Here is a 25,526-nt window from a genome sequence, read left to right on the forward strand (position 1 = left end):
GCGCCCACTCTCCCGGCGATTGGTACGGATCAGCGATCGAACACCGCGGTGTGCGCATCCTGACCACGTGCACGCCGCCAATAGACAGAGCATGACAACTTCGGAGTCGAATGGAGACTACACGCGCCCGAAAACCGCCGATTTATTCGGTAATTTGCCGGAGTAATGTTGGCTCGTTGGTTGTCCGCATTACCCACGGAGACTCGCCTGATGACTTCACCTGTCGTGTTCCACGCGGTCGAAATTTCCCTGCCCGACGGCACCGCCGAGGCCTACTTCGCCCATCCCGACGACGGCGCGAGGCATCCGGGTCTGCTGTTCTATCCCGATGCGTTCGGCCTGCGGCCGTGGCTGCGCGAGATGGTGGAAACCATTGCGGCGCACGGATTCGCCGTGCTCGCGCCGAACATCTTCTACCGGTCCGGTCGCGCACCGGTCCTGCCCATGCCCGACTTCGGCGAACCGGATGCCCAGGCGAAGTTCTTCACCGCGTTGGCGCCGATCCGCGAGGCTCTCACACCCGACAAGGCCATGCAGGACGCGCACGGCTACCTCACCTGGCTGTCCGGCAACGAGCTGGTGACGCCGGGCGCGCTCGCGACGACGGGTTACTGCATGGGCGGCAGGCTCGCGCTGCGCACCGCGGCGACGTTCGGCGCGCAGGTGGCCGCGGCAGCCAGCTTCCACGGCGGCTTCCTCGCCGCCGACGACCGGCCGGACAGCCCGCACCACAACGCGGCCGACATCACCGCCGAACTGTTCATCGCGCACGCCGACAACGACTCGTCCATGCCACCGGAACAGATCGCCCACCTCGAGCAGGCTCTCGACAAGGCCGGCGTGCGCTACACGTCGGTCACCTATCCGGACGCCGCACACGGTTTCACCATGCGGGACACGCCCGTCTATCACGAGGACGCCTACCAGCGTCACCTGCACGATCTCCTGGCGTTGCTCCGTCGCGCCTTCGCCGTGGAATAAAGGCCCTATCATCCGATGTTTCGGCTGGAGGCGGTATCGACTCCAGCCACCGGGCCGGACTGTGCCGTCACACGACCGACCGGCCGGTTTACGGGGGGCGTTATCCCCGGAACCGCCGGTTCCGCATAGTGTTGTCGGCAGGCGATCATCGGGAGGACCACATGGCCGAGCTGGTGTGGATGGAGGAACGCGACAGCGGGGCGGAGTATCCGCGTGGCTGACGAACGGGGCGCGGCCGCCGCGACGCAGCGCTACTCGGCCTTCACCGGGTACCGCCAAGCTGCACTCACGACCACCACCACGACCCGGCCTGTCTTCATCGGCGTCGCGCTGATCGTCAGCGTGCTGCTGGTGTACGCGGCGCACCCGGCGGCGCAGGAAGGGCCGGATCACGCGTGGTACCTCGGTATCGCGGTGGCCGGCGTCTTCGTGGCCCGCGGCTTGCATCTGCGGCGGCCGATCACCCTGCCGCACTTCACGGTCGCCATCCTGGTGCTGGCGATCGCCCATCTCGCCTACCGCGCGGAACATCCCGGCTACGGCGTCGTGCTGCTCGCCGCCAGCGGTTTCATCCTGGTGCTGCCGCAGTCGAGCAAGCCGCAGCCCGAACAGCTCTATCGCGTCGCCGAACTTGTCGGCCGCACCGAGCGCGACCCGCTCGCTCCGTTCGCGCTGCACTCCTCGAAAACCTATTTCTTCAACGCGAATTCGACCGCGGCGATCGGCTACCGGACCCGCTTCGGCATCGCCGTGGTGGCGGGCGACCCGATCGGCGACCGGGCCGCGTTCCCCGAGCTACTCACGGAGTTCTCCGATTTCGCGATCAACCAGGGCTGGCGCGTCGCGGTGCTCGGCGCCAGCCCGGCCCTGGCCGAGCTGTGGCGGCGCCGCGCGCTGGAACACCGTGGGCTGCATGCCGTCCCGATCGGCCGCGACGTGGTCATCGAAGTAGACAACTTCGCGCTGGTCGGCAGGCACTACCGCAATCTGCGCCAAGCGGTCAGCCGCACCCGCAATTTCGGTGTCGCCACCGAGATCGTGGACGAGTCCGCGCTCACCGATCAGCAACGCGACGGCCTGCTCGCCATCGTCGACGAATGGGGCAGGGGCAGGCAGACGCGCGGCTTCTCGATGATCCTCGATCACCTGCTGGACGGGCGGAACCCGAACATGTTGGTGGTCATGGCCAAGGACGCGGACGGGACGCTGTCCGGCTTCCAGCGTTACGGCATGTCCAACCGGGGCCGCGAACTGAGCCTCGACGTGCCGTGGCGGCGCAAAGATGCCCCGAACGGCCTGGACGAGCGGATGATCATCGACCTGGTCGACTACGCCCGCGAGCACGACATCCACCGGATCTCGTTAGCGTTCGCGCCTTTTCCCGAGCTCTTCGCCGACAAGCACAAGTCGCGCACCGCGAAGCTCATCTATGTGCTTGTGCACCTCGGTGATCCGCTGATCCGGCTGGAGTCGCTGTACCGATTCCTGCGCAAGTTCCACGCGCTGTCGGACCAGCGGTATGTGCTGATCCGCTGGCGCGAGGTCGTCATCGCCGCCGCCGCGCTGCTTACCCTGGAGTTCGCACCGCACCGCCGCGAACACTGAGGAAGCCGATGGAACTGACCCACACCGATATCAAAGCCGCCGTCGCGCGGGTGGCCGGCCGCCTTCGGCCGGTTGCCGTCGCCTCCGCCGACGACGGCGCGGGACAGCTGTGGTTGGCCCTGGAGTTGATGCAGCACACCGGCAGCTTCAAGGCGCGCGGCGCACTGAATTTCCTACTGACACACCAGGAGAACGGCACACTGCCGGAGGCGGGCGTGACGATCGCCTCCGGTGGCAACGCCGGGCTGGCGTGCGCGTGGGCCGCCCGCGAACAGGGTGTCCGTGCCACCGTTTTCCTGCCGACCACCGCGCCGAAGGTGAAGGTGGACCGGCTACGCTCCTACGGCGCCGAGGTCACGTTGATCGGCACGCAGTACGCCGACGCGCTCGCGGCCAGTCGCGAATTCGCCGCCACGACAGGCGCTTTGCTGTCCCACGCCTACGACAATCCGCTCATCGCCGCGGGTGCGGGCACGCTGATGGCCGAGATCCACCAGCAGCTGCCCGAGCTGGACACCGTGGTGGTCGCCGTGGGCGGTGGCGGACTGTTCGCCGGAGTCGCTACCGCCGCAGCTCATTACGGCGTGCGGACGGTCGCGGTGGAGCCGAGGTATTGCCGTGCGCTCAACGCATCGATCGACGCGGGGCAACTTGTCGATGCCGAGGTCGACTCGATCGCGGCCGACTCACTCGGTGCCCGCCGCGCCACCGAATTGGCGCTGCATGCCGCGCAGAACTACGACGTCGTCTCGCTGCTCGTCGACGACGCGGACATCGTCGCGGCCCGCCGCGCCAGTTGGGAGGACCGCCGCCTCGCCGTCGAATACGGTGCCGCGACAGCACTTGCCGCGGTGTTCGGCGACCGGCCCGCTTACCGGCCCGAGCCCGGCGAGCGAGTGTGCGTTGTGGTGTGTGGTGCGAATACCGACCCGTCGGATCTGGCGACTTAGGCGCAACCACTGCGCCGTTCCCTCCACGGATTTCCGGCGAACACCAGCGCGCGGCGCTACGCTCGTACCGTCTTCGATCCCGACGGAAGCACTTCCATGGCGCTCGCATCCCGCATGGTTCCCCTCGGGACACCGGCACCGGACTTCTCCCTGCCCGACCTCGATCAGCAGACGCACTCGCGCGCGGACTTCGAAAACGGGCCCGGACTGCTGGTCGTCTTCGCATCGAACCACTGCCCCTACGTCAAGCAGCTCGAGTCGGCGCTCGGCGCGCTCGTCGACTCGCTGCCCATGCCGACCGTGGCGGTCTGCACCAACGACGCGTCCACCTACCCCGACGACGCCCCGGTCCACCTGCGTGACCAGGCAATTCGCGCAGGTTGGACGTTTCCCTACCTGATCGATGAGTCGCAGGAGGTGGGCCGCGCCTTCCAGGCCGCGTGCACACCCGACTTCTTCCTCTACGACGCGTCCCTCGCGCTCGCCTACCGCGGCGCCTTCGACGAATCCACGCCCGGTAACGGGAAACCATTGACCGGCAACGACTTACGGACCGCGATCGAAACCGTCCTGGACGGGAAGCCGGTGCCGGAACCACACCGGCCCAGCATGGGCTGCTCGATCAAGTGGCGGGCCGACTGAAACACCCGCGACAAGCGGCGCCGAGTAGGCGAAAATATCGCAAGACAACGTCACAGGGCCTGACAAGTCCGACGAAAGGGGTGGGGACGTTGGCAACTATCGTCCTTGTACACGGCATCGCACAGGAGCAAGCAGCGGCCGACACGTTGGAAACCCAATGGCTGCCGGGACTGGCGGGCGGGGTGCGCAATCACGGCGACAACGAACTCGCCGATCGCCTCTGGCGCAACGGCCTACCCGGCGACATCTCGACGCGTATGGCCTACTACGGCAACAAGTTCCTCGCCAAGGGCGCCCAGGGCACCGCGGTGGGCGACCTCGACGACGAGCAGCTCGCGCTCATGGAACAGCTCGCCGAGGTCTGGTTGGCCAACGCCGCCGAGCACGCGGGCGACCAGCGCGACCGGGCGACCGCCCAGCGGCTGACCGCCGTGCCACCGCCGGACGCCCGGCCGCAGGGCGTCAAAGCCGCGCTGCGCCCGGCCCTCAACGCGCTGGTCCGGCTGCGCTGGTTCGCGCCGTTCGGCGTCGGGCTCGCCGAGAAGTTCGTGGTACGCGCGCTTTCGCAGGTCAGCCGCTACTTCACCGACGACGAGGTGCGCGAGTACGCCCAGCAGCAGGTGCTCACCCATATCGGTCCCGACACCAAGCTCGTCATCGCGCATTCCCTCGGCTCGGTCGTCGCCTACGAGGCGCTGCACCGGGTCGACCAGGAGGTGACCCTGCTGACCATGGGTTCCCCGCTCGGCCTGCGCACCGTCATCTACGACCGGCTTCGCCCACAACCGTCCACCGTCCCCAAATCCGTGGGCAACTGGTACAACCTGGTCGACCGCGACGACCTGGTCGCCGCCCACCTCGACCTGGCCCCGTACTTCCCACCGTTCCCCGGCTCCGACGTCACCCCGATCACCGAGGAGCCCCTGGACAACGGTGCGAGCCCGCACGACTCCACGCACTACCTGACCAAGGCGATCACCGGCGGCATCGTCTCCAAAGCGCTGGCAGGCTAACGCCTTTCGACGATCTCCCCAGCAGCCCGGTCGGCAAACCAGCCACCTAGCCGGTTTCCCGCAACCTGCACGCGATGACACCTTGATTTAAACATACGTACGCCCGTATTGTTTGTTCATGACCCTGGCTCGCCCCACCACCGAAGAGACCGATCCGTTCTGCATCCCACCCCTGGAAGCCGCAGCGCTGCTCTTCGACGCACCCTGGCAACGGTTTGCCGTGATCGGCGACAGCCTCTCCGCGGGCACCGGCGATCCGACGCCGGGCTACGTGACCCTCGGCTGGTCCGACCGGGTCGCCGACGTCCTGCGCCGCGTCCGGCCCGACCTGGCCTATCTCAACACCGCGGCGGTCGGGGCAACCACCATGGAAACCCTGCGGCACCAAGCGGATCGGATGCGCGAATTCGCGCCCGACCTCCTACATCTACCCTCCGGCGCGAACGATATCGTCCGCCGCACACCAGATTTCGATGAAATCGAGCAAATTCTGCGGGATATGTACCGGATGGCGGCAGGCACGGGTGCCCAGCTGACAACCTTCACTCTCGGCAAAGCCTATGTCGTACCGGTCTTTCCGGACTTTCGCGACCGAGTCCGCCGACTCAACGACATCACCCGCACGCTGGCCGCGGAGTTCGACGCCACGGTGATCGACATGTGGAGCCACCCGTTGAACGATCGCCCGAACCTGTTGAGCGCAGACGGCATTCACTTCACCACCGCGGGTCAGGCGGTCCTGGCCAGCGAGGTCGTCCGGCAGCTCGCGCACCTGCTAGACACCCCCGTGCCGCGGGCCGTGCCGGACGGCCCGCGGCGGATCACCTACTGATCCGCTTGCGGCAGGCTGGCTTTCGCTTCCTCGTAGCCGCCGGTGGGCGCGGCCTCGTCCTTGGTGTAGATCAGGTGCAGCACGCCGGTGGTGAAGGTTTCCGAGGAGAGCAGCCGCAGCGGCAGCGTCGTGTCCCGGTCCTCGAACAGCCGCAGACCCTTGCCCACCACGATGGGGTGCACCAGCAGATGCAGTTCGTCCAGCAGTCCGGCGTCGAGCAGCTGGCGGACGACGGAGACCGACCCGCTCATGGCGATATCGCCGCCCGGCTCATTCTTCAGCGCGGTCACCGCCTCGATCAGCTCGCCCTTCAGCACCTCCGAATTGCGCCAGGTGAGGTCGAGATCCTGATGCGAAACGACGATCTTGCGGGCATCGCCGAACGACTTGGCCATCTCCGCGTCCTCACCACCCGCGGTTTCCCGGTCCGGCCAGGCCGCCGCGAAACCCTCGTAGGTGACGCGACCGAGCAGCATCGTGTCGGCGTTGCCCATCTGCGCGGTGACCGCCACGCCCATCTCGTCGTTGAAGTACGGGAAGTGCCAGTCCTGCGGATCGGCGACGACGCCGTCGAGGGCGGCGAACAAGCCTGCGGTGATTTTCCTCATCGTCCAACTCCTGGATCAGTAGTGCCTGTGTTGCCTGATCTGACGGGGTGGCGATCGAAAAATCATCGGCCTGCGGCTCAGACCCGTTCGGCCTCCACCACCCAGATGGGCAGCAGCATAGAGCCGTCCTCGTCGTACTCGAGTTGTACGCCGTCGCGTGCGAAGACCTCCTGCAACGTACGGGTCGGTTTGATCGCGGTGAGTTTGCCGTGGCGGAACTCGGTGAGTTGCCAGTCCGGGGCCCGGAAGGCGGTGCGCAGTTCGTCCTCGCCGATCGCGAACGGGGCGTAGGAGTCGCTGTATTCGGCTTCGCAGAAACAGAATTGGATCAACCGCCCGCCGGGCCGGAGCACTCGGTGCAGCGCCGCCACGTAGGGCTTGCGCTGCTCCGCATCCAGGCAATGGGCGAGGGCACTGCTGACGACAGTGTCGAACCGGTTGTCGTAGCCGGCGAGCACCGTCGCGTCCGCGACGGCGAACGACGCCGCCACACCATTTTCCGCCGCCCGGGCGCGGGCCGCCTCGATCGCCGTCGGCGCGAAATCCAGCCCGGTGACCCGGTAGCCGAGGCCCGCCAGATAAACACTGGTATCCCCTCGGCCGCAGCCGATGTCGAGCACATCGCCGGTGATCCGGCCGGCCTGCTCGAACTCGATGAGCAGCGGTTGCGGCCGATCGATCTCCCAGGGGAGCCGGTCCATGGTCACGCCTTCGAAGGGCATGCCGCTGCTGTAGGCATGTTCGTAATCGATCGTCGATGGGACGACTTGGGGTGTTCCGTCATTCTCGGTCATAACTAACCTGTCCCTCGCCTTGATGGTGGATCGGGATTCGACGGATGAATTCTATCGAGAAACGGAGCGCGTCACTCCGGTTGACGTGACATGCTTCCGCGCTGGTCAGCCGTCGATTGCGGCCCGTGGAAGGCCGCACGATAGCTGTGCGGGCTGGTGCCGACGACCCGCTTGAACCGATCCCGGAACGCGGTCGGTGACCCGAAGCCGACCTGCCCCGCGATCCGGTCCACCGGGTGACCGGTCGATTCCAGCAGGTACTGCGCCTGGCGAATGCGGGCGCGGAGCAGCCACTGCAACGGCGTTGTCCCGGTCTGTTCGCGGAAGCGGCGGTTGAGCGTGCGGGTGCTCATCCCGGCCTGCGCGGCGATCTCCTCCAGGGTCAGGTCCTTCGCGAAATTGTCCTGGAGCCAAAGGGTTATCGGTTCCAGCGCCGAACCGCGCGGGGTCGGCGGCTGGTCGTGCAGAATGAACTGTGCCTGTCCCCCTTCACGTTCCAGCGGGACCACCGAAAGACGGGCCGCGTCGGCGGCGATCGCGGAGCCGTGATCGCGGCGAATCAGGTGCAGGCACAGGTCGATTCCCGCGGCGGCCCCCGCCGAGGTGAGCAGTTGACCGTTGTCCACGTAGAGCACCTCCGGGTCGACATCGATCGCGGGGTAGCGGGCCGCGAACTCGGTGGCGGCGGCCCAATGCGTCGTCGCGCGTTGTCCGTCGAGCAGGCCGGTGGCGGCGAGGACGAAGGCGCCGACACAGATCGAGGCGATGCGAGTGCCCGCAGCCGCCGCCTGCCGCAGCGCGTCGAGCACGTCGTCGGCGACCGGCAGCATGGGATCGGCGCGGCCGGGCACGATGATCGTGTCCGCGTCGGCCAGTGCCGTCAGGTCGAACGGTGGCTGCAGGGTGAACGCGCCGGCATCCACCGTCGGCGCGGCGCCGCAGACCCGTACCCGATACGCGGGCCGTCCGTCGGGCAGCCTGGCGCAGCCGAACACGTCGATGGGGGTCGTGAGGTCGGAGGGGATGACCTGGTCCAATGCGAGAACAGCCACCACATGCATGGCACCATGCTAGGTCGCTGCCAGGATCGCGCCAATAGCGATGAACTGCTCGTATCGCACGAAACGCGAGCTCAGGGCCGATGGCCAGAATCGACCGGTGTATGGCAGTTTCGCCTATTCCTCGCCGATCCAATGGCGGCTAACCTCGCCGCTGTGACGAAGTTTCTGCTGTCGGTCCACGTGCTGGCCGTGATCCTCGCCGTCGGACCGGTGACGGTCGCGGCGAGCATGTTCCCGCCGACCACGCGACGCGCCCTCGCGGACAACGGTAGCGAACCCGTTGTGCTCGCGACGCTGCACCGCATCTGCCGTGTCTATGCCTACCTCGGGATCCTCGTCCCGATCTTCGGCGCGCTCACCGCCCTCAGCCTCGGCGTGCTCACCGACACCTGGCTCATCATCTCCATCGGCTTGACCGCCGCCGCCGGCGGGGTGCTCGCCCTGCTCATCCTGCCGGGCCAGCACAAGATCCTCGCCGACCTGCCCGGCGCGACGCCCACCCTGATCCGCCGACTCGGCATGGACACAGGCATTTTCAACCTGCTGTGGGTCGTCGTCACCGTGCTGATGATCGTCCGCCCCGGTTCCACCACCGGGGCCTAGGCCCTAGTCGGGGGCAGGCATGTGCCGGATCGTCTCGCCACCCTTGGCGTGGTGCAGGCGCCCGAACTTGCTGTCGAGCAGGTGCGCCATGCTGTCCGCCGCCCCGCGCACCGCCTCTTCGACCGACCCCGCGCGATGCGTGGCCGCCACCGGGTGCTGGCCGGCGGGGCGGGCCTCCAGCACACACTGCTTGTCCTCCGGGCCACCCTTTTCACCGTTCTGGTCGGTCAGGTGGGCCTCGACCCGCGTCAGCTGATCGCTGAAACGATCGAGCACCGAGGCGATCTCGGTCTCCGCCCACCGGTTCAGGTCTTCGCCGCCGTGGATGCCGCTTCCGGTATTGATCTGGATCTGCACAGCTTTCTCCATTCCGTTAGGTAGCAAACTCCACAAAACCGACACTACCTGCGCCGGAGCTGTGGGCGAGGTCATACGGGTCGGGCCGAGCCATGCTGCCGGGCTCGGTTACCTGGCCAAGAATCCCTTGTCGACGGGTATCTGGGCACCGGTGATGACGCCCGACGCGTCACCGGCCAGCCAGACGACGACCTCGGATATCTCCTCGGGTTCCACCAGTCCATCGGTCTTCAGCAGGTTGGGCTGGAAGCTGTAGACGAAGGTGGGGTGCTGTTCGAACAGTGAGTACATCGATGTGTCATTGCCCAGCGGGGTGTTGGTCCCGTACGGCAGCACCGTATTCGCGCGGATGCCGTATTCACCGAGCTCGACGGCCAGCGATTTGGTCAGGCCGACGACGCCGAATTTGCTTGCGGCGTAATGGCCGCAGCCGGGCGGCGCCTTGACCCCCGCAGAGGAACTGACGGTGATGATCGACCCGCCGTTGCCCGCCTCGATCATCGCGGGGACCGTGGCCTTGATGGTGTTCCAGACGCCAGTGAGGTTGACGTCGACGGCCTCCTGAAACTGCTCGGCCGAGATCTCCCAGAGCCGGCCCCAACTGCACACTCCCGCATTGGCAACCACGATGTCGAGGCGACCGAAAGTGGCGATGAGCTCGGCCGCGGCGGCCTGCTGGCCGGCCAGGTCGCGCACATCGACCTGGCTCGTCAGCACCTTGCGCCCTTCCGCCTCGATCAGCCGGGCGGTTTCGGCCAGGTCTTCGGGTTCGGCCATCGGATAGCCGCTGAATGTGGCGGTCTGCGCGCAGACGTCGAGGGCGACGATGTCGGCGCCTGCGCGGGCCAGCCGGACCGCGTGCGAACGTCCTTGTCCGCGTGCGGCTCCGGTGACCAGGGCGACTTTTCCAGCGAGTGCGGTCATGGGTGCCTCGATTCTCAATGGATTCAGTTGTGTGGTGTGAAGAAGTAGTCGTCGAGCGAGGAGAACCGGCTGAACCACAGTGCGCCACTGATGGTTTGCGGTCGGTAGTAGAGCGCCTCGCCTTGCGAGTTGACGAAGTACGTGCGCAGGCCGGGATTGCAGTCGACGGTGTAGGTACTGATGACCTTGCCGTGCCTGTGCATCTTGCGGACCCAGCGGTCGAACGCCTCGGTACGGACCTGGGCGACGGCGGCGTCGCGTCGGCCGGTCTCGGTGATGATCCGTATCGCGTGCCGGGCGGTGAGGTCTACGAAGGTATGCCAGGCCGCGCCGACGAAGCCCTGCGGTGCTACCAGCGACCAGCGGTTCGGTAGACCGGGATGGGCTGAGCCACCGTAGCTGCGCAGGCCCTTGTCGCGATAGTCGTCAGCAAGATCGAAGCCGTTGGGGCCCAGTGTTTTTCCAGGCTGGTAGGTCTCCGGGTCGGTGAACAGTTCGTAGCCGGTGGCCAGGACGATGAGGTCGTACGCACGTTCCGTGCCGTCCATCGTGCGGATGCCGTCGGGGGTGATTCGCTCGATCGGGTGCACGACCAGCGCCGCCGAATCCGACTCGAGCGCGGTGAAGAAACTGCTCGACAGCACAGGGCGCTTGGCGAGGATGCCGTAGTTCGGCACCAGGGCGCTGCGATCGGCCTCGTTGCTGACTCTGTGCCGCAACATGATTCGATACAGGCCGCGCCAGATCTTGTCGTACTGGGGCAGCAAGGTGGCGAGCAGTCTGCGCGGTAGCAGGGGAAGCACGTGGCAGATCAGTTGCAGCGGGATCTCCATGGCCGCCAGCAAGGCTCCGTTGATGGCTGCGGCGACGCCAGGAATGGCCAGCACCCGTTGTGCGCGTGGGGAAAACGCGAAGTCGGGCTTGGGCAGGATCCACGAGGGTGTCCGCTGATAGACATCCACGTGCTCGGCCTCGTCGACGACCGCCGCGACGATCTGTACCGAGCTCGACCCGGTGCCGATCACCGCCACTCGCCTACCGCGACAGGAGTATTCGGTATCCCAGGAGTTCGGGCGCAGGATCGTCCCGCGGAAGTCGTCGGTGCCTGCGATCGTGTCGGCCGACTTCGCGTTGATGTACCCGCCGACGGCATTGATGACGAAACGGGCGCGGACCGGTTCGTCCCCGGCGATGTCCAGCACCCAGACCTGCGCCCGGTCGTCCCAGACTTCACGTTCTACCGCGCAGCTGCCGCGAAAGTACTTGTACAGGTTCAGGTCTGCGGCGACCTGTTGGTTGTACCGCTGGATCTCGGGCCCCACCGGGAACAGTCGCGACCAATCGGCTTTGCGTGCGAAGGGGAATTGGTAGAAGAGGGTCGGAATGTCGACGGCGAGGCCGGGGTAGACATTGTCGCGCCAGCTGCCGCCGAAGTCCCCGGCGCGCTCCAGTATGACGAACTTTGTTATGCCGGAACGCAATAGGTGATAGGCGGCGGTGATCCCGCCCGGACCGGCGCCGATGATCGCGACCTCGAAGTCTTCACTTGCCATCCGCTTTCACTTCCTCGGCGCGGGGCGCGAGTCCGTTGAGCAGGAAGTCGCTGGTGCGCGCCCGCACATCGTCCGCGTCGGTGAAACCGGCCACCACGAACGGCAGGATCTCCAAGCTGAGCAGGACACGAACGATCCAGTCGCCGGCGTGCAGCGGCACCAGGTCGCGGTCGACTTCGCCGCGGTCCTGCGCCTCGGCGACCAGGGCCGCCCAGAACGCGGCCCAGCTGTGGCACAGGTTGTCCCCGTAGTGTTCCAGCAGCGTGGCGATGATGCTCTCGGTGCGCAGCGCGGGCGAGAACGCCTGCGGTGTCCGCACGTGGTCGTAGATCATCGCCGCCGCCGCACCGATCTGCTCGCGTAGCGTCGGCAGCGGACGCACTCCCGCCGCGAGTCCCTCGATGAAGGCATTGCACAGGTAGGCCAGCCCCGCATTGATCGCGGTTTCCTTGTCGCCGAACCCGTTGTACACCGTCCCCCGGGACACTTCCGCGATCTTGGCAACCTCGGTCAGCCGAAATCCATTGACCCCGAAGCGCCGAACGCATTCCGCCGCGCCGAGCACCAGCTCGATGGGCGCTGCACCCCAGGGCGCTTCCTGCGCCGTGCTGCTCATGTTGAACATATTGCGTCAAAGTGTTCAATGCGTCAATGGCCAGTCCTCGAAACCCCCTGCCGCAACAGAAGTTCGCGAGCCGCAGCCGCACATACTTTGACATCCGCACGCGTGTCAGCACGGCAAGTCGGTGTGCGGGAAGTCAGAAAGTGTGCACCTACCGCCAGGCTTCGGCAGGGTGGTCACTTCGGATGCGTCGACGCCACCGCGCGCAGCGCGTCAATCCCACAGCGCCGCAACAACTGTCTGGTAGTCGCCGGGCTCCAGCGTTGGTCGCCCGGTCGCCAGCAGCCACCGTTCGACCGCGCGATCGCCGTCGGTGCGGTACGAGCATTGGTCGCCGCGCGCGATCTCCATCACCCCGCGATGCACCCGCAGGGTCTCCTCGTCCGATAGCTGGGCGACGAAACCTCGGTATTCACTGTGGTTTTCGATCTCGCCGACGGCCGCACGTGGCGCCGCGGCGATCAATCCGTGCAGCTGCGCCTCGTCCCCCGGCGTCAACTTCCACCGCGGATTCGGCTTACCGGAATTGATGTCGAGTTCGACTTTGATCATGTCCGTACCCCCGGCGACAGCGGGCCACGAGCGGGATCGGCGCTGACCGTCCCGAGCGGAGTTTCCCACATCACTGCCCTCCTCACGGGCGCCCGACGAGGAGATGGTAGCCCCGCAACGCCGCGCCCACCACTCGGTCGGCAGCGCAATTCGATTGCGCCGGAAGGCAGTGCCGGTTTGTCCGTTTCAGCCGTTGCCGACGACGCAGCCGTTCCCCACGTGCATACCGTTCCCGACGCGAATATCCACCCCCGCGACGATTCGGTCATCCGGCGCCTGGACAGCGCTGATCGTGTGCAACCCCGGCGTCGCCGGCACCCAATCGACCAACGCCGTCCCCCCGGACGGCCGTGTCACCGCGAACGGAATCCCGTTGTCGTAGAACACAACCGGCTGCACCACGTCGGTCACCGTAGCCCGCGCCTGATACCGGCACCCCGTCCCATAATTGGTCGACGACCCGAAACTGATGCCCGGCGCCATCCCCACCTGCGTCACCGTCGCCCCCACCCCCGGCGCCACACCCACCGCAGCCACCGCCGCGACCCCCACCACTCCCGCAACAACCCCCACCCGCATCCGCATAACCTTCATGAATTCGGTCCTAGTCCTGGGCCCCGGAGCACCGCACCCCGGGGAGTACGTAGCATCCTCACCCCCCGAGCCCCGCCATGTGACACAAACCGACGAATGTTTCAGACCATCCGCCGAATGTCGGTCGCAATCCCGGCCAACGCGCTCGAGTAGCGACAAACCGATCCCACGGATCGTGCCGGATTACCTGCGTTCTCTGCCGAGGCGACCGAAGCCGACGAATACTCGTTCGCTGCGTAGGAGCATGTCCTGGGCGGTGTTGTCGGGGTGGGCGAGCCACCAGCGGACGAGGGCGGATAGGGCGCTGAGCCAGACCTGGGTGGCGGCGTCGATGTCGGCGGGGTCGGTGAGGTTCATGGTTCGGGCCAGGTCGCGGATGCCGTCGATGGCCAGGGTGACGACTCGGCGGCGGTGTCGGTGCAGGCTGTCGGCGGCTGCGGAGTCGGCGGGTACTACGACTTCGTGCAGCAGTGCCCAGTCGTGTGGGCGGGGTTCGAGAGCGGTGAATACCGCGTCGAGCACGGCGTAGGCCATCGAGATGTCCTGCGGCACATCGACGATACGCGTTCGGACGTGCTGCTCGATGTTCTCGCTTGCCCTGGCCAGGCACGCCTCGAACAGCGCCTCCTTCGGGCCGAAGTAGGAGTGCACCAGCGGCTTGGTGATGCCTGCCGCGGCGGCGATGCCTGCCAGCGAGGTCGCGCCGAAGCCGTCCTCGGCGAACAGCCGGGTTGCCGCATCGAGGATCAGCCGCTCCCGTTCGGCGCGCGGCATCTTCTTCGTTCCGACCGCGATCGCCACCTGACCTCCGCCTGTTCGTGTGGACTCGCCACTCATATGCCCCCATGGTAACTTACCAAGGGGGCATATGTAGCGAAATGCGAGAGGAAGGCGTCGACGATGACGGTTCAGTTCGAGGTTCCCGCCACCTTCGATATCAATGCCGCCACGTCGATGGCCGAGACGATCTTCCGATACCAGCGCGAATCGCCGAGCGTGGTGCTGTTCCACCGCCCGGTGCCGGGCGGACGCCTGCGCGACGTCACCGCCGGCGAGTTCGCCGCGCAAGTGGTCGCAGTGGCAAAGGGGTTGATCGCCTCCGGTATTCAGCCGGGCGACCGGGTCGCGCTCATGTCGGGAACCCGCTACGAGTGGGTTCTGCTGGACTACGCGATCTGGACCGTCGGCGGGTGCACCGTGGCGATCTACGACAGTTCCGCCGCCGATCAGGCGAAGTGGATTCTGGAAGACTCCGGAACCAGCCTGCTGGTGGTCGAGACTCGACGGCACCACGAGACGGTCAAGCAAATCGCGGCGACCGCGTCGGACCTGCGCGAGACCCTGCAGATCGAGGCGGGCGCGATCGAAGAACTCATCGCCAGGGGCGTCGGCGTGAACGAGGCCGAGGTCCGCGCGCGCCACCGCGCCGTGGCCGCCGGATCGCCCGCAACGCTGATCTATACCTCGGGCACCACCGGCCGGCCGAAAGGTGCTCAGCTCACCCACGCGAACCTCTACGCCGAGTCCGCCGCCGTCCGGTCCGTGCTGTCCTCGATGCTGACCCCCGGCGCGCGAACACTCCTGTTCCTGCCGCTGGCACACGTCTTCGCGCGGGTGATCTCGATCGCCGCGGTCGACTCCGGTACCACCGTCGCGCACACCTCCGACTGGACGACCCTCGTCGATCAATTCGCCGACTACGGACCGGATTTCATCCTCGCGGTGCCTCGGGTACTCGAAAAGGTCTATGGCTCAGCCGAACAGCAGGCCCGCGACGCCGGCAAGGGACGCATCTTCGATCGCGCCGCCGACACCGCGGTGGCCTGGAGCCGGGCCTGGGACACCGGCGGCCCCGGCCTGCGGCTGCGGATCGAACACACCGTCTTCGATCGGCTGGTGTATCGCAAGCTGCGCGCCGCGCTCGGTGGGCGCTGCCGGGCGGTGGTGTCCGGCGGCGGACCGCTCGGCGCGCACCTCGGCCACTTCTTTCGCGGCCTCGGCGTCGCGGTGTACGAGGGTTACGGTCTCACGGAAACCACTGCGGCAGTGTCGGTCAACGCCCCAGACCAGGTGCGCTTGGGCACTGTCGGACGCCCGCTGCCCGGTCACACCATCCGGATCGCCGACGACGGCGAACTGCTGGTGCGTGGCCCGGTGGTCGCCGACGGCTACTGGCACAACCCCGACGCCACCCGTGACGCCTTCGTCGAAAGCTGGTTCAAGACAGGCGATCTCGCCACCATCGACGACGACGGATACGTCACGATCACCGGTCGCAAGAAGGAAATCATCGTGACCGCGGCGGGCAAGAACGTCTCTCCCGGCCAGCTCGAAGACGCCCTCCGCACCGATCCGCTGATCAGCCAATGCCTGGTCGTCGGCGACGGTAAACCATTCATCGCCGCCCTGATCACTGTCGATCCGGAGGCGCTGGACAACTGGAAGCACCGGCACGGCGTCCCGGCGGACACCCCGCTCGCCGAACTGGTCGGCGAGCCCCGCCTCGTCGCCGATATCCAGCGGGCCGTCACCGCCGCCAACCAACGTTTTTCCCGGGCCGAGCAGATCAAGAAGATTCGTGTCCTCGATGTCGACTGGACGCAGGAAACCGGCGAGCTGACGCCTAAATTGTCCTTGAAACGCGACGTCGTCGCGCAGAAGTTCGCGGCGGACATCGAGACCCTGTACTCGGCCTGACTCCGGGGCCGCGAGCGCCGGTACGGACCTAACCGCAGGTATACGCTCAGGTGAGAACCCCGCGGAGCGCAGTGCTCCCCGCGAACAACGAGCGCATCAGGGACCACGATGACCGAGTCCGGACCGTCCGAAACCACCGCGCCGATCACCATCTACTGGCGTCGCTGGTGCCCGTACTGCCAGCGCCTCGGTGTCCGACTTCGCCTGGCGGGCATCCCTTTCCGCAAAGTGGACATCCTCGCGATCCGGCGGCCGCGGCCGAGGTGCGGGCGATCACCGGCGGTGACGAGATCACGCCTACCGTGCTGGTGAACGGGCACCAACTGGTGAATCCGAGTGTCGACGAGATCCGCACAGCCCTCGCCGCGCCTCCCTCAGTGTCGTAACGACGAAGTGTTATCCACAAACAGCTGCCAGTAAGCAATCAATTCGAACGACAGTATGTATTCGTTGCCAGGACAGTTCTGGATGGGTGCAATTTTCAGTAATTTCGGAGTGCGGCTCTCATTACCCTGAAACGTTGGTTGACCTGGCCTTTTGCCGCCCCTGACCGAATGCGCTAACCTTTCGGCGATCCATCGCATTCCGATGGTCAGGCATGTGGCCGCCGCACATTGCCCGCCCCGAATGCAGCCGCGACTCCGGCTTGCATTCGGGGATCCGGAAATGCGATGGACGCTGTTCCACATTTCTCATGAGCGTGCCAAGAGCCTGCTTTACGCGTTTCAGATGGCAGTTCTGCCTGCAGTCCTGACGTACCGGTAGCTCATGGCTCGGCTACCGGCGTCGCCGAACAGCAATAGGAGGTAGCGTTTCTATGCGCACATCAAAGGTTTTGGTAGGCAGTGTCGTGGCGATCGCCGCGGCACTGCAGATCGGTATGGCCGCAACAGCTTCGGCAGCGGAAGGAGAGTCCCTTTCGGTCGCCGCCGTGGCGCTCGACCCGGACGGAAAGAACCTGCTGGTCGACGTCCTGTACACCTGCGCGGAAGGCTCGAAGCACAAGTCGCTCAGTGTCACGGTCGAGGAAGATGCCAAGAAAGCCGCGGAGGGCGAAGAACCTCCGCCGGCTACGACAGGTATGGGCATGGCACCTACCGGCGACGAGTCGGACCCTGAGATGCAGAAGTTGACGTGTGACGGCACGGAGCAGCGTAGGACAGTCACCGTCGAGCCTGAGGACGAGATGAAGTGGTCGAAGCCCGGAAAGGGCATTGTGAAGGTGGCATTCAGCGACAACGTCCTGTTCCGCACGGAACACCACGGCGTGCAGTGGATTCGCATGGAGTAGCTTCTCGGCGAACCCGACCGGCACTGCAGTCCCGGTCCAGATCCCGAAACTCACATGAACGACGATTCTTTGGTCAACCCCAGAGATTCGTCACCACCGGTGACGATCGGCTGACAGTTACCGACCCCGATCGCATCGGTGGAATCGATCACCCGGACCACGGTGTCGCGGATCTGGTGTAGACGGCGAGCGGATTCGTAGGTGGAGCAGTCCTCGATCCGCTCGCCGTCCACGTGCAGACCCGGCCCGAGCCACGAACCGTGGTGGCGTCCTTCGAACCCGAAGTAGAGTCCGGCACCGAGATGGAACCCGGTGTCCGACATGGTTTCCAGGGTCAGCACCCGCTCGGTGCCGTCCTCCGTCGTCGCACGGATCGACCCGCCACACAGTCGCCGGTTGTCCGGGTCGAAGGACAACTCGGGCACCAGATCCTTCCACTTCTCGAACCGTCCATCCGCGTGCTCCACCCCACCCATCACGGTTTTGCTGAAAAACCCATCCATCTGCACGATTTGGTAGTGCAGGTGCAACCCGTACCGTGACCCGTCCGCACGAGTCATCAGGATCGGCGCCCAGATCATCCGGAACGACACCTCCGGCGGCAGGTCCATCGACTCCACATCACCGAGCGGCACCCCGACGTCATACCGCACACCCCACGAGTGATCCCTGGTCGACACCCAATCCTCGAACGTGGTCCGCTGCCCGTCGATGCTGACCCACCCTGCGGCAGTACCGATCTGGTGATAACGCACCAGATCCGACATCACCCGATACCCACGCCGCAGGTGTGTCCGATCCTCGAGCTGCGCGGGCAACGCGGCCTCGAACAGCCAGTCGAAAGCCACCGGCTGGCAATCGTTTTCCGCCAGCCGGAACCGAATCTTGCGCAGCGGCTCCACGATCTCGTATTCGATCGGGCCCACCGACAACTCCTCCGGCGTCGGCGCGAGGGTCCGACTCCCTCGCACCGTGACCTGCTCGACGCCCCGCGAGATCCCCGCATACCCGTCGAGCACATTGCGATTCTTGTACTGCCCCAAGCCGAAACCCAGCTGCACCGACCCGTCCGGCGCACACGCCATCGCGCACACCTTCTCGGTCCACGCCAGGTCACTGGTGCCGACCGTGGCCACGGTATCGACGATCTGATGGTTGAAACCTTCGTCGGCAGCGCCGAGCGGTCCGATCGGATTCACGCCGCCCGTCGTAACACGGCGCGCGCGCCCAGGTCGAGCACTGATCCCGCCCAGCGGAACCGCTGTCCCTCAACGCTTCTCAGCAGTACGCGTCGCACCCGCGGAAGCACCCACCACGCAGATGACCCCCACCCACTGCGGAATATTCATGAACTGACCGAGCACGATCAGCCCGGCCAGCGCCGCGACCGCCGGCTCCAAACTCATCAGCACACCGAACACCCGAGGCGGAATCCGCCGCAACGCCTCCAGCTCCACCGAGTACGGCAACACCGACGACAACATCGCCACCGCGAATCCCATTGCGAGAACTTCGGGTTCGAGCAACGCACTCCCCGCGTCGACCACCCCGAGCGGCGCCATCAGCACCCCGCCGAACGCCATGGCGATCGCCAGCCCACCCCCGCCACTGGTCCGCTCGCCGAGCGCCGCACTCAACAGAATGTAGGACGCCCACAACACCCCCGCTCCCAACGCCAACAGCACCCCGACCCCGTCGACCTCCCCATCGACCTGGGTCAACAGCACCACTCCGCCCCCGGCCAGCAGCACCCACAGCGGATCCATCCAGCGCCGCGAGCCACCCAACGCCACGGCCAGCGGCCCGAGAAACTCGATCGTCACCGCCATCCCGAGCGGTATCCGATCGATCGCCGCATAGAACAGCAGATTCATCACCCCCAGCACCGCGCCACACGCCAGCACCACCGGCACCGCCTGCCGCCCGACCCGGAGCGCGGACCGCCACACCACCAGTAACACCACCCCGCCGAACACCAGCCGCATACTGACGGCCCCCGCCGCCCCCGTCGCGGACAACAACTGCTTGGCCAGCGCAGCCCCCACCTGCACACTGACGATCCCCGTCAGAACCAACGCCGTAGGCGGCACCCCACTGAGCCCCCGCTCGACCACTCCCCGAGCCCCACCCCCCATCCCCACCCGCTCGACGTCGATCGCCACCCCGACATCCCCTCCCTCCACTACTCATCATCCGCACCCTCCCCCTTTCCGGATACCCAGAAAACATAGGGGTACGGACCCACCCCACGTGACGCATGCCGCATAGCTTTACGAACACCGAGCCGATTCAGCTCGAGCGCCCAGTCGCCGTAAAAGTGCGAATATTCTTGCCGAGCACAGACCGGTGCGGTGAATGTCTCCGCGGAAACATTCACCGCACACGAACGCCAGGGGCTAACGCGTCGACAACTACCCGGCCGTCTGCGAGATACTCGAGCAGTCGGCCGGAGCGTGCCGCGCAGGTGCTAGGACCGACCCAGCGCCTTCTCGAGCTGCCCCTTGTTCATGTTCGAGCGCCCCTTGATACCGCGCTGACGGGCCTCGTTGTACAGCTGGTCGCGGGTCATCCCCCTTGGCCCCTTACGACCGGACCGCTGCCCGCCCCGGCTCTGCGGGGACTTGTCCTTGACCGAGGACCGGCTCGCCGTCTTCGACTCACCGGACTGGGCGCGATTCTTGTTGACCGTACGAGCGGCGATTTCTTTCGCCCGCTTGGTGCTCGCACCGCGGTCCTCGGCCGAGTCCTTGATGTGCTCGTACTGCCGTTCCCTTTTGCCACTCCACTCTTTCGGCATGTCACACCTCCAGGGCATCGAATACCCAGGCATCAACAGGCAAACCTGCTGTCGGGATTTTCGGTCAACGGCGGCGTAGCCGGACTCTGGCGGGCCGGCCGCCGGTCGGCGCCGATACCTGATGCGCGCTGGTGAGAGCGAGCATGGCCAGGCCGGTATCGCGGATCAACATGTCCAGGTCATCGACCAGGGCGGTGATTGTGTCGCGGAGCTGGGGTTGGGTTGCCGGGTCGAGGGCGTCGAGGACGTGGTGCAGTCGCAGACCCACATCGAACAGGTGCCGGACCAACCGATCCCCGACATCGGCGAATTGTGCGTTACCGCCGAGGGTTTCGAATAATAGGTCGGATCGATGCGGGCGGTGCACACGCGTGGAATTGCCGGTGTAGTCGAGTCGCGCGGAATCAGGCATGTCCTCCTCCTCCGTTGGTAGGTGGGTCGACGCCTGCGAGCCGCACTTCGGGACTCGGAGCAGATCTTTAATTCTAGGGATAGTCAACCAATTTTCGCTATCGCGACCATGCCCCGAAACCGATCCGCAACAGGTGGGACAATGAAGACATGCCCGCCAACCACGCAAGCGAGACGCGTGCGCTGTCGGTAGAAGAATCTCTGGCTCTGCTCCACAGCGTCTGCTTCGGCCGCATCGCGTTCTCGCGGCACGCCTTGCCCGCGATCCGGCCTGTCCGGCACACGGTTGTCGACGGCTGCATCGTGATCGCCGCCGACCCGGCGATGATCCGCACACTGCACAGACAGGTTGTCGCCTACGAGGTCGACACCATCGATCACCAGACCACGCTCGGCCGGTGCGTGATCATCACCGGCGTCGCCGATACCGTCACCGACCGTCAGGAACTCGCCAAGTACCAAGGCCACCTGCAGCCGGCGGCCGCGCAGGACAATCAGCTGATCGTCATCGATCCGGACATCATCACCGGCATCGAATACGTCGGCAGCAACGGGGCATGACCGAGTTTGTCTGCCCTGGGTGAACATGGTCCGGGTCGGCGCGGCGGGGTGTAAGACTCGTCGGTATGGCAGCAGAAGAGGATGGCGTCGTAGTCGATCTCGATGCGCGCCGCCGTGGCGAATCCCGCAGCGAGCGGGTCGAAACGGCGTCGCCGCCGCTGCGCGCCGTCTACGGCGAAGTGCTGCGCGACGAGCGGCTGGATCAGGACCGCACGCTGGCCGATGTGGCGACCGAAGTCGGCATGTCCAAGCAGTACCTGTCCGAGATCGAGCGGGGACGCAAGGAAGCGTCCTCGGAGATGCTGCGTTCGATCTGCCTCGCGCTCGGGCTGCCCGTCGAATCCCTGCTCTTTCGCGGCGCTCGGAAACTGGGCGCGCTGCGGCAACTGCACCGCCGCCCGGTCTCCGAGGCGCGCGTCGAGCTGCTGGCGGCCTGAGCCGTCAGTGGTCGCGGGTGAAGATCAGCTCGTCGGCCAGGCCGTACTCCACCGCCTCCTGCGCGGTGAACACGCGATCGCGGGCGGTGTCCTTGCGTAGCTGTTCAACGCTCTGACCAGTGTGCTTGCTGAGAATGGCTTCGGTCTGCGCGCGCACTCGCATCACCTCCGCCGCCTGCAGCGCCAGATCCGAGATGGTGCCCTGCCCCTGCGCCGAAGGCTGGTGCAGCAGCACGCGGGAGTGGTTCAGCACGTACCGGCGCCCCGGCGTGCCCGCCGCCAACAGCACCGCCGCGGCGGACACCGCCTGACCCATGGCGTAGGTCTCGACCGGCGTGCGCATGAACTGCATGGTGTCGTAGATGGCCAGCATCGCCGTGTTCGAGCCGCCCGGTGAGTTGATGTACAGACTGATCTCGCGATCCGGCGACTCCGACTCGAGGTGCAGCAGTTGCGCCATCACCACATTCGCGACGCCGTCGTCGATCTCGGTGCCCAGGAAGATGATTCGGTCGTTGAGCAGCCTGCTGAAGACGTCGAAGGAGCGCTCGCCGTTCGGCGTGCGTTCGATGACATGGGGAATCGTGTACTGGGACATGGTTACAACCCCGCTCGGTGTGCGTTGGTGAATGGTGCGATCTGTGCGAAGTTGGCGGCGATCTCGTCGACGATGCCGTACTCGCGCGCCTGCTCCGGGGTGAACCAGCGGTCCCGGTCGCTGTCGATCCTGATCTCCTCCAGCGAATGTCCCGTCTCCGCGGCGAGAATCTGCTCCGACTGCAGCTTCATGTACTCCAGGTTCTCCGCCTGGATCGCGATGTCCATGGCGGTGCCCCCGATGCCGGCGGACGGCTGATGCATCATGATCCTGCTGTGCGGCAAGCTGATTCGCTTACCCTTGGTGCCCGACGCGAGCAGCACCTGCCCCATGCTCGCGGCGAAGCCGACGGCCACGGTCACCACGTCGTTCGGGATGAGCTTCATCGTGTCGTAGATGGCGAGGCCGGCGAGCACCGACCCGCCCGGGGAGTTGATGTAGAGGACGATGTCGCGCTTGTCGTTCTCGCCGGCCAGCAGCACCAGTTCGGTGCATGCCCGCTCAGCCATCGCGTCATCGACCTCACCGGTCAGTTGGATCGTCCGATGCCGGAGCAATCGGTCGGCTAGTTGGCCCCGGTAGTCCAGGTGCGATGTTTCGATCATGACTCAGGTCTACTGCCCTTCGAGCCCCGAATGCCGCTGTGTCTGCCGACAGCAGACCGGACCGGAATCAGGGAATCTTCGGCCCGCTCGCGTCGGCCGCAGTTGTTAAGGTTCGCGAATGACAGAGGGAGTTGCGGTCGTGCTGCTGCGACCGGCCGGCCCGGCGGACGTGGCGACGATCGCGCAGATCTGGTACGCGGGCTGGTGCGACGCGCATCTGGGGAACATCCCCGACGAGCTGATCACCGTCCGCCCGCGCGAATCCTTCGATACGCGTGCGGCACAACGGGTTCCGGACACCACCGTGGCGACGGTGGGTGAAGCTGTCGCCGGGTTCGTGATGGTGCACGGCGACGAGGTCGACCAGGTCTATGTCTCCGGTGACCACCGCGGCTCCGGCGTCGCGGCAAGCCTGCTCGCCGCCGCGGAAAGCCGGGTCCGCGCCAACGGCCACCAGCGGGCCTGGCTGGCCGTGGTGCCGGGCAATACTCGGGCCCGCAAGTTCTATGAGAAGCACGGCTGGTCCGACGAAGGTCTGTTCGTCCATGAGGCGCCGGGTCCGACCGGGCCGGTCGACGTACCCGCTCATCGCTACGTCAAGCGCTGCGACTGACCGCGCCTGGGGTGAACCCGAGCTGTCGAAACCCGCGCCGCCGGACCGCTGCAGAGAGGGGCCTCGGGGAACGGCGCGCGATCTCTGGACAACCGGCACTCCGGAGCCCGGTCCTAGTCGAGCGACGGCGCGTTCGAATCCTGCACGGCCGGTTCCGAAGTAGCGACCATGCTCCCGAGCAACGCCAGCGCACGCTCGGCATCGGACCCGGGCTCGGCGTGGTAAGCGATGAGAATCTGCCCCGGCGCACCGTTCACGGACAACGTTTCGTAGGACAGTGTCAACTCGCCGACCATCGGGTTGCGGAAGCGCTTGGTGCCGCCGGTCTTTCCGCGAATGTCGTGACGAGCCCACAGGCGGCGGAAGTCCTCGCTCTTCAGTGACAACTCGCCGACCAGTTCGGTCAGCCGAGGATCGTCGAGATCGCCCGCCGTGGCACGCAGGCTCGCTACCGTGTCGGCGGCGTGGATCGCCCAGTCCGGATAGATATTTCGCGCCTCCGGATCCAGGAACATCATCCTCACCTGGTTGACACCCGGCGCCGAACACGAATTGACCGCGGTGGCAAGCGGATTCGCGGCGAGCACGTCCAAATACCTGCCGAGCACCAGCGCGGGCGTACTCGGCCACGTCTGCAGCAGCGCCAGCAGCCCGGGACTCACCCGCTCGGGTCGCTGCGGCGCGCGCCTGCGCCGCACCACCGGGCGCGCCAGCTCACGCAGATGAGCGGTGCCCTCTTCGTCGAGCGCGAACACCCGCGCCAACGCGGCGATCACCTGCTCGGACGGATGCTTGTCCCGGCCTTGCTCCAGCCGCACGTAATAGTCGGCGCTCATCCCCGCGAGCATCGCTACTTCCTCACGACGCAACCCGGCCACGCGCCGCTGACCGCCGCCGGACATCCCGAAATCCGCCGGACTTACCAGCTCGCGCCGAGCCCGGAGAAAGGCGCCCAGTCGGTTGTCGGAGTCCATTCATCGAGGGTAAGCGAGGGCCGAGCCGGCTGGGTGGCCCTCCCACTACCAGGAAGTCCGCACCCTGGCACGAGGCCGTGACCAGCAGCAATGTTGTGGTCATGACAAACAACCTCACCGGCCGCGTCGCGGTCGTCACCGGTGCGTCCAGTGGAATCGGCGCCGCCACCGCACAGCGCCTGGCCGCCGACGGCGCGAAGGTCGCGCTGCTCGGACGGCGCAAGGATCGGCTCGAAAAGCTGGCCGCCGAGATCGGCGGCGAGGTACTCGCCGTGGCGGCCGACGTGTCCGTGCAAGAGTCGGTGCTGGACGCCGCGGCGACGGTGCGCGCGGCATTCGGCCCGGTCGACCTGGTGGTCGCCAATGCGGGCGTCATGCTCGCCGCGCCGTTCGAGTCGGCACACACCGACGAGTGGGACCAGATGGTGGGCACCAACATCAACGGATTGCTCTACACGGGAATGGCTTTCATCGATGACCTGCTCGCCGCCGCCGGCAACGGCGAGCGCGCCGACCTGGTCCACGTCGGTTCCATCGGCGGGCACATGGTGTTCCCCAACTACGGCGTCTACAGTGCGACCAAGGCGGCGGTGGCGCACCTGACCCGCAACCTGCGCGCGGAGTTCGGTCCGCGCGGCGTTCGCGTGAAGAACGTCGAACCCGGCTTCGTCAGCACCGAACTCGGCGCGGGGATGCGCGACGAACACCAGAAGGACGGCCTCGCCGAATGGCGCGGCCAGCTGGAAACCCTTGTCTCCGAGGACATCGCGGACGCCATCGGTTACGCGGTCGCGGCGCCGACGCGGGTGAATGTCGCCGAAATGATCGTCGTGCCGACCCAGCAGGGCTGA

The 25,526-nt window shown here is 66.4% G+C and carries 30 protein-coding genes; 13 read left to right on the forward strand and 17 right to left on the reverse strand.

What is annotated here, in order from left to right; translation table 11 throughout:
• The first annotated feature begins 210 nt into the window (after positions 1-210).
• From IBX18_RS25270 to IBX18_RS25295, 6 genes are all read left to right on the forward strand, one after another.
• On the forward strand, positions 211-981 hold the full coding sequence (locus IBX18_RS25270; protein WP_194836041.1) for a dienelactone hydrolase family protein: 771 nt from the start codon (positions 211-213) through the stop codon (positions 979-981).
• Between the two features lie 213 nt (positions 982-1,194).
• Positions 1,195-2,586 (forward strand): bifunctional lysylphosphatidylglycerol flippase/synthetase MprF, encoded by a 1,392-nt coding sequence (locus IBX18_RS25275; RefSeq protein WP_194836042.1) that lies wholly within the window; start codon positions 1,195-1,197, stop codon positions 2,584-2,586.
• 8 nt (positions 2,587-2,594) lie between these two features.
• Complete coding sequence (locus tag IBX18_RS25280) at positions 2,595-3,536, forward strand: threonine/serine dehydratase (protein ID WP_194836043.1); 942 nt, start codon at positions 2,595-2,597, stop codon at positions 3,534-3,536.
• A gap of 96 nt (positions 3,537-3,632) precedes the next feature.
• The gene (locus tag IBX18_RS25285; RefSeq protein WP_194836044.1) at positions 3,633-4,178 is read left to right on the forward strand and encodes a thioredoxin family protein; all 546 of its coding nucleotides are present in this window, start codon (positions 3,633-3,635) and stop codon (positions 4,176-4,178) included.
• Positions 4,179-4,258: 80 nt separating this feature from the next.
• The gene (locus IBX18_RS25290; protein ID WP_306796407.1) at positions 4,259-5,191 is read left to right on the forward strand and encodes a hypothetical protein; all 933 of its coding nucleotides are present in this window, start codon (positions 4,259-4,261) and stop codon (positions 5,189-5,191) included.
• Positions 5,192-5,309: 118 nt separating this feature from the next.
• Entirely contained in the window at positions 5,310-6,023 is a 714-nt protein-coding gene (locus tag IBX18_RS25295; RefSeq protein WP_194836046.1) for an SGNH/GDSL hydrolase family protein, read from the forward strand.
• Here the strand turns inward: IBX18_RS25295 and IBX18_RS25300 are convergent.
• The 3 genes from IBX18_RS25300 to IBX18_RS25310 form a co-directional block, all read right to left on the reverse strand.
• Positions 6,017-6,631 (reverse strand): dihydrofolate reductase family protein, encoded by a 615-nt coding sequence (locus tag IBX18_RS25300; RefSeq protein WP_194836047.1) that lies wholly within the window; start codon positions 6,629-6,631, stop codon positions 6,017-6,019. The two genes, IBX18_RS25295 and IBX18_RS25300, sit on opposite strands and share 7 nt — an antisense overlap.
• A 77-nt stretch (positions 6,632-6,708) precedes the next feature.
• Complete coding sequence (locus IBX18_RS25305; RefSeq protein ID WP_194836048.1) at positions 6,709-7,425, reverse strand: class I SAM-dependent methyltransferase; 717 nt, start codon at positions 7,423-7,425, stop codon at positions 6,709-6,711.
• Between the two features lie 71 nt (positions 7,426-7,496).
• Positions 7,497-8,486: a GlxA family transcriptional regulator gene (locus tag IBX18_RS25310; protein ID WP_194836049.1), complete on the reverse strand. Its 990-nt coding sequence runs from the start codon at positions 8,484-8,486 to the stop codon at positions 7,497-7,499.
• A 153-nt stretch (positions 8,487-8,639) separates the two neighbouring features.
• Here IBX18_RS25310 and IBX18_RS25315 point away from each other — a divergent pair, with 153 nt between their 5' ends.
• The gene (locus IBX18_RS25315; RefSeq protein WP_194836050.1) at positions 8,640-9,089 is read left to right on the forward strand and encodes a hypothetical protein; all 450 of its coding nucleotides are present in this window, start codon (positions 8,640-8,642) and stop codon (positions 9,087-9,089) included.
• Positions 9,090-9,092: 3 nt separating this feature from the next.
• Here the strand turns inward: IBX18_RS25315 and IBX18_RS25320 are convergent, their stop codons facing one another.
• From IBX18_RS25320 to IBX18_RS25350, 7 genes are all read right to left on the reverse strand, one after another.
• Positions 9,093-9,446 (reverse strand): HPF/RaiA family ribosome-associated protein, encoded by a 354-nt coding sequence (locus IBX18_RS25320; RefSeq protein WP_147132452.1) that lies wholly within the window; start codon positions 9,444-9,446, stop codon positions 9,093-9,095.
• 108 nt (positions 9,447-9,554) lie between these two features.
• Positions 9,555-10,370, reverse strand: a complete 816-nt coding sequence (locus IBX18_RS25325) for a mycofactocin-coupled SDR family oxidoreductase (protein ID WP_194836052.1) — start codon at positions 10,368-10,370, stop codon at positions 9,555-9,557.
• Between the two features lie 23 nt (positions 10,371-10,393).
• The gene (locus IBX18_RS25330) at positions 10,394-11,923 is read right to left on the reverse strand and encodes an NAD(P)/FAD-dependent oxidoreductase (protein WP_194836053.1); all 1,530 of its coding nucleotides are present in this window, start codon (positions 11,921-11,923) and stop codon (positions 10,394-10,396) included.
• Complete coding sequence (locus IBX18_RS25335) at positions 11,913-12,539, reverse strand: TetR/AcrR family transcriptional regulator (RefSeq protein ID WP_194836054.1); 627 nt, start codon at positions 12,537-12,539, stop codon at positions 11,913-11,915. Before IBX18_RS25335 ends, IBX18_RS25330 begins: the two co-directional genes overlap by 11 nt.
• Positions 12,540-12,758: 219 nt before the next feature.
• Positions 12,759-13,097, reverse strand: coding sequence for a hypothetical protein (locus IBX18_RS25340; protein WP_107658814.1), 339 nt, complete (start codon positions 13,095-13,097; stop codon positions 12,759-12,761).
• Between the two features lie 186 nt (positions 13,098-13,283).
• The gene (locus IBX18_RS25345; protein WP_194836055.1) at positions 13,284-13,691 is read right to left on the reverse strand and encodes a hypothetical protein; all 408 of its coding nucleotides are present in this window, start codon (positions 13,689-13,691) and stop codon (positions 13,284-13,286) included.
• A 183-nt stretch (positions 13,692-13,874) separates the two neighbouring features.
• Entirely contained in the window at positions 13,875-14,492 is a 618-nt protein-coding gene (locus IBX18_RS25350; protein WP_194836056.1) for a TetR/AcrR family transcriptional regulator, read from the reverse strand.
• Positions 14,493-14,591: 99 nt separating this feature from the next.
• Here IBX18_RS25350 and IBX18_RS25355 point away from each other — a divergent pair, with 99 nt between their 5' ends.
• Both IBX18_RS25355 and IBX18_RS25360 read left to right on the forward strand, forming a co-directional pair.
• A complete protein-coding gene (locus tag IBX18_RS25355; RefSeq protein ID WP_194836057.1) occupies positions 14,592-16,388 on the forward strand; it encodes a long-chain fatty acid--CoA ligase in 1,797 nt (598 codons plus the stop codon).
• A gap of 850 nt (positions 16,389-17,238) precedes the next feature.
• Complete coding sequence (locus IBX18_RS25360) at positions 17,239-17,679, forward strand: hypothetical protein (RefSeq protein WP_194836058.1); 441 nt, start codon at positions 17,239-17,241, stop codon at positions 17,677-17,679.
• A 50-nt stretch (positions 17,680-17,729) separates the two neighbouring features.
• Here the strand turns inward: IBX18_RS25360 and IBX18_RS25365 are convergent, their stop codons facing one another.
• The 4 genes from IBX18_RS25365 to IBX18_RS25380 all read right to left on the reverse strand — a co-directional run bounded on the left by IBX18_RS25365 (position 17,730) and on the right by IBX18_RS25380 (position 20,888).
• Entirely contained in the window at positions 17,730-18,878 is a 1,149-nt protein-coding gene (locus IBX18_RS25365; RefSeq protein ID WP_194836059.1) for a hypothetical protein, read from the reverse strand.
• 69 nt (positions 18,879-18,947) lie between these two features.
• The gene (locus IBX18_RS25370) at positions 18,948-19,841 is read right to left on the reverse strand and encodes a DMT family transporter (protein ID WP_306796408.1); all 894 of its coding nucleotides are present in this window, start codon (positions 19,839-19,841) and stop codon (positions 18,948-18,950) included.
• Positions 19,842-20,146: 305 nt separating this feature from the next.
• Positions 20,147-20,476: a plasmid stabilization protein gene (locus IBX18_RS25375; protein ID WP_194836060.1), complete on the reverse strand. Its 330-nt coding sequence runs from the start codon at positions 20,474-20,476 to the stop codon at positions 20,147-20,149.
• Between the two features lie 64 nt (positions 20,477-20,540).
• Complete coding sequence (locus IBX18_RS25380; protein ID WP_194836061.1) at positions 20,541-20,888, reverse strand: hypothetical protein; 348 nt, start codon at positions 20,886-20,888, stop codon at positions 20,541-20,543.
• 149 nt (positions 20,889-21,037) lie between these two features.
• Here IBX18_RS25380 and IBX18_RS25385 point away from each other — a divergent pair, with 149 nt between their 5' ends.
• Together IBX18_RS25385 and IBX18_RS25390 are read left to right on the forward strand one after the other, a co-directional pair.
• The gene (locus tag IBX18_RS25385; protein ID WP_194836062.1) at positions 21,038-21,448 is read left to right on the forward strand and encodes a pyridoxamine 5'-phosphate oxidase family protein; all 411 of its coding nucleotides are present in this window, start codon (positions 21,038-21,040) and stop codon (positions 21,446-21,448) included.
• Positions 21,449-21,513: 65 nt separating this feature from the next.
• Positions 21,514-21,885 (forward strand): helix-turn-helix domain-containing protein, encoded by a 372-nt coding sequence (locus tag IBX18_RS25390; protein WP_194836063.1) that lies wholly within the window; start codon positions 21,514-21,516, stop codon positions 21,883-21,885.
• 4 nt (positions 21,886-21,889) lie between these two features.
• On the opposite strand, the gene IBX18_RS25395 is transcribed toward IBX18_RS25390, so the two are convergent.
• On the reverse strand, positions 21,890-22,483 hold the full coding sequence (locus tag IBX18_RS25395) for a ClpP family protease (protein WP_107658826.1): 594 nt from the start codon (positions 22,481-22,483) through the stop codon (positions 21,890-21,892).
• Between the two features lie 2 nt (positions 22,484-22,485).
• Entirely contained in the window at positions 22,486-23,088 is a 603-nt protein-coding gene (locus tag IBX18_RS25400; protein WP_194836064.1) for a ClpP family protease, read from the reverse strand.
• Between the two features lie 118 nt (positions 23,089-23,206).
• On the opposite strand from IBX18_RS25400, the gene IBX18_RS25405 reads away from it, so the two are divergent.
• Positions 23,207-23,701: a GNAT family N-acetyltransferase gene (locus IBX18_RS25405; protein WP_194836065.1), complete on the forward strand. Its 495-nt coding sequence runs from the start codon at positions 23,207-23,209 to the stop codon at positions 23,699-23,701.
• 113 nt (positions 23,702-23,814) lie between these two features.
• Here the strand turns inward: IBX18_RS25405 and IBX18_RS25410 are convergent, their stop codons facing one another.
• Positions 23,815-24,675, reverse strand: a complete 861-nt coding sequence (locus IBX18_RS25410) for a helix-turn-helix transcriptional regulator (RefSeq protein WP_194836066.1) — start codon at positions 24,673-24,675, stop codon at positions 23,815-23,817.
• 101 nt (positions 24,676-24,776) lie between these two features.
• Here IBX18_RS25410 and IBX18_RS25415 point away from each other — a divergent pair, with 101 nt between their 5' ends.
• Entirely contained in the window at positions 24,777-25,526 is a 750-nt protein-coding gene (locus IBX18_RS25415; RefSeq protein WP_194836067.1) for an SDR family oxidoreductase, read from the forward strand.

The organism is Nocardia sp. XZ_19_369 (assembly GCF_015355715.1).
Lineage (GTDB): Bacteria > Actinomycetota > Actinomycetes > Mycobacteriales > Mycobacteriaceae > Nocardia.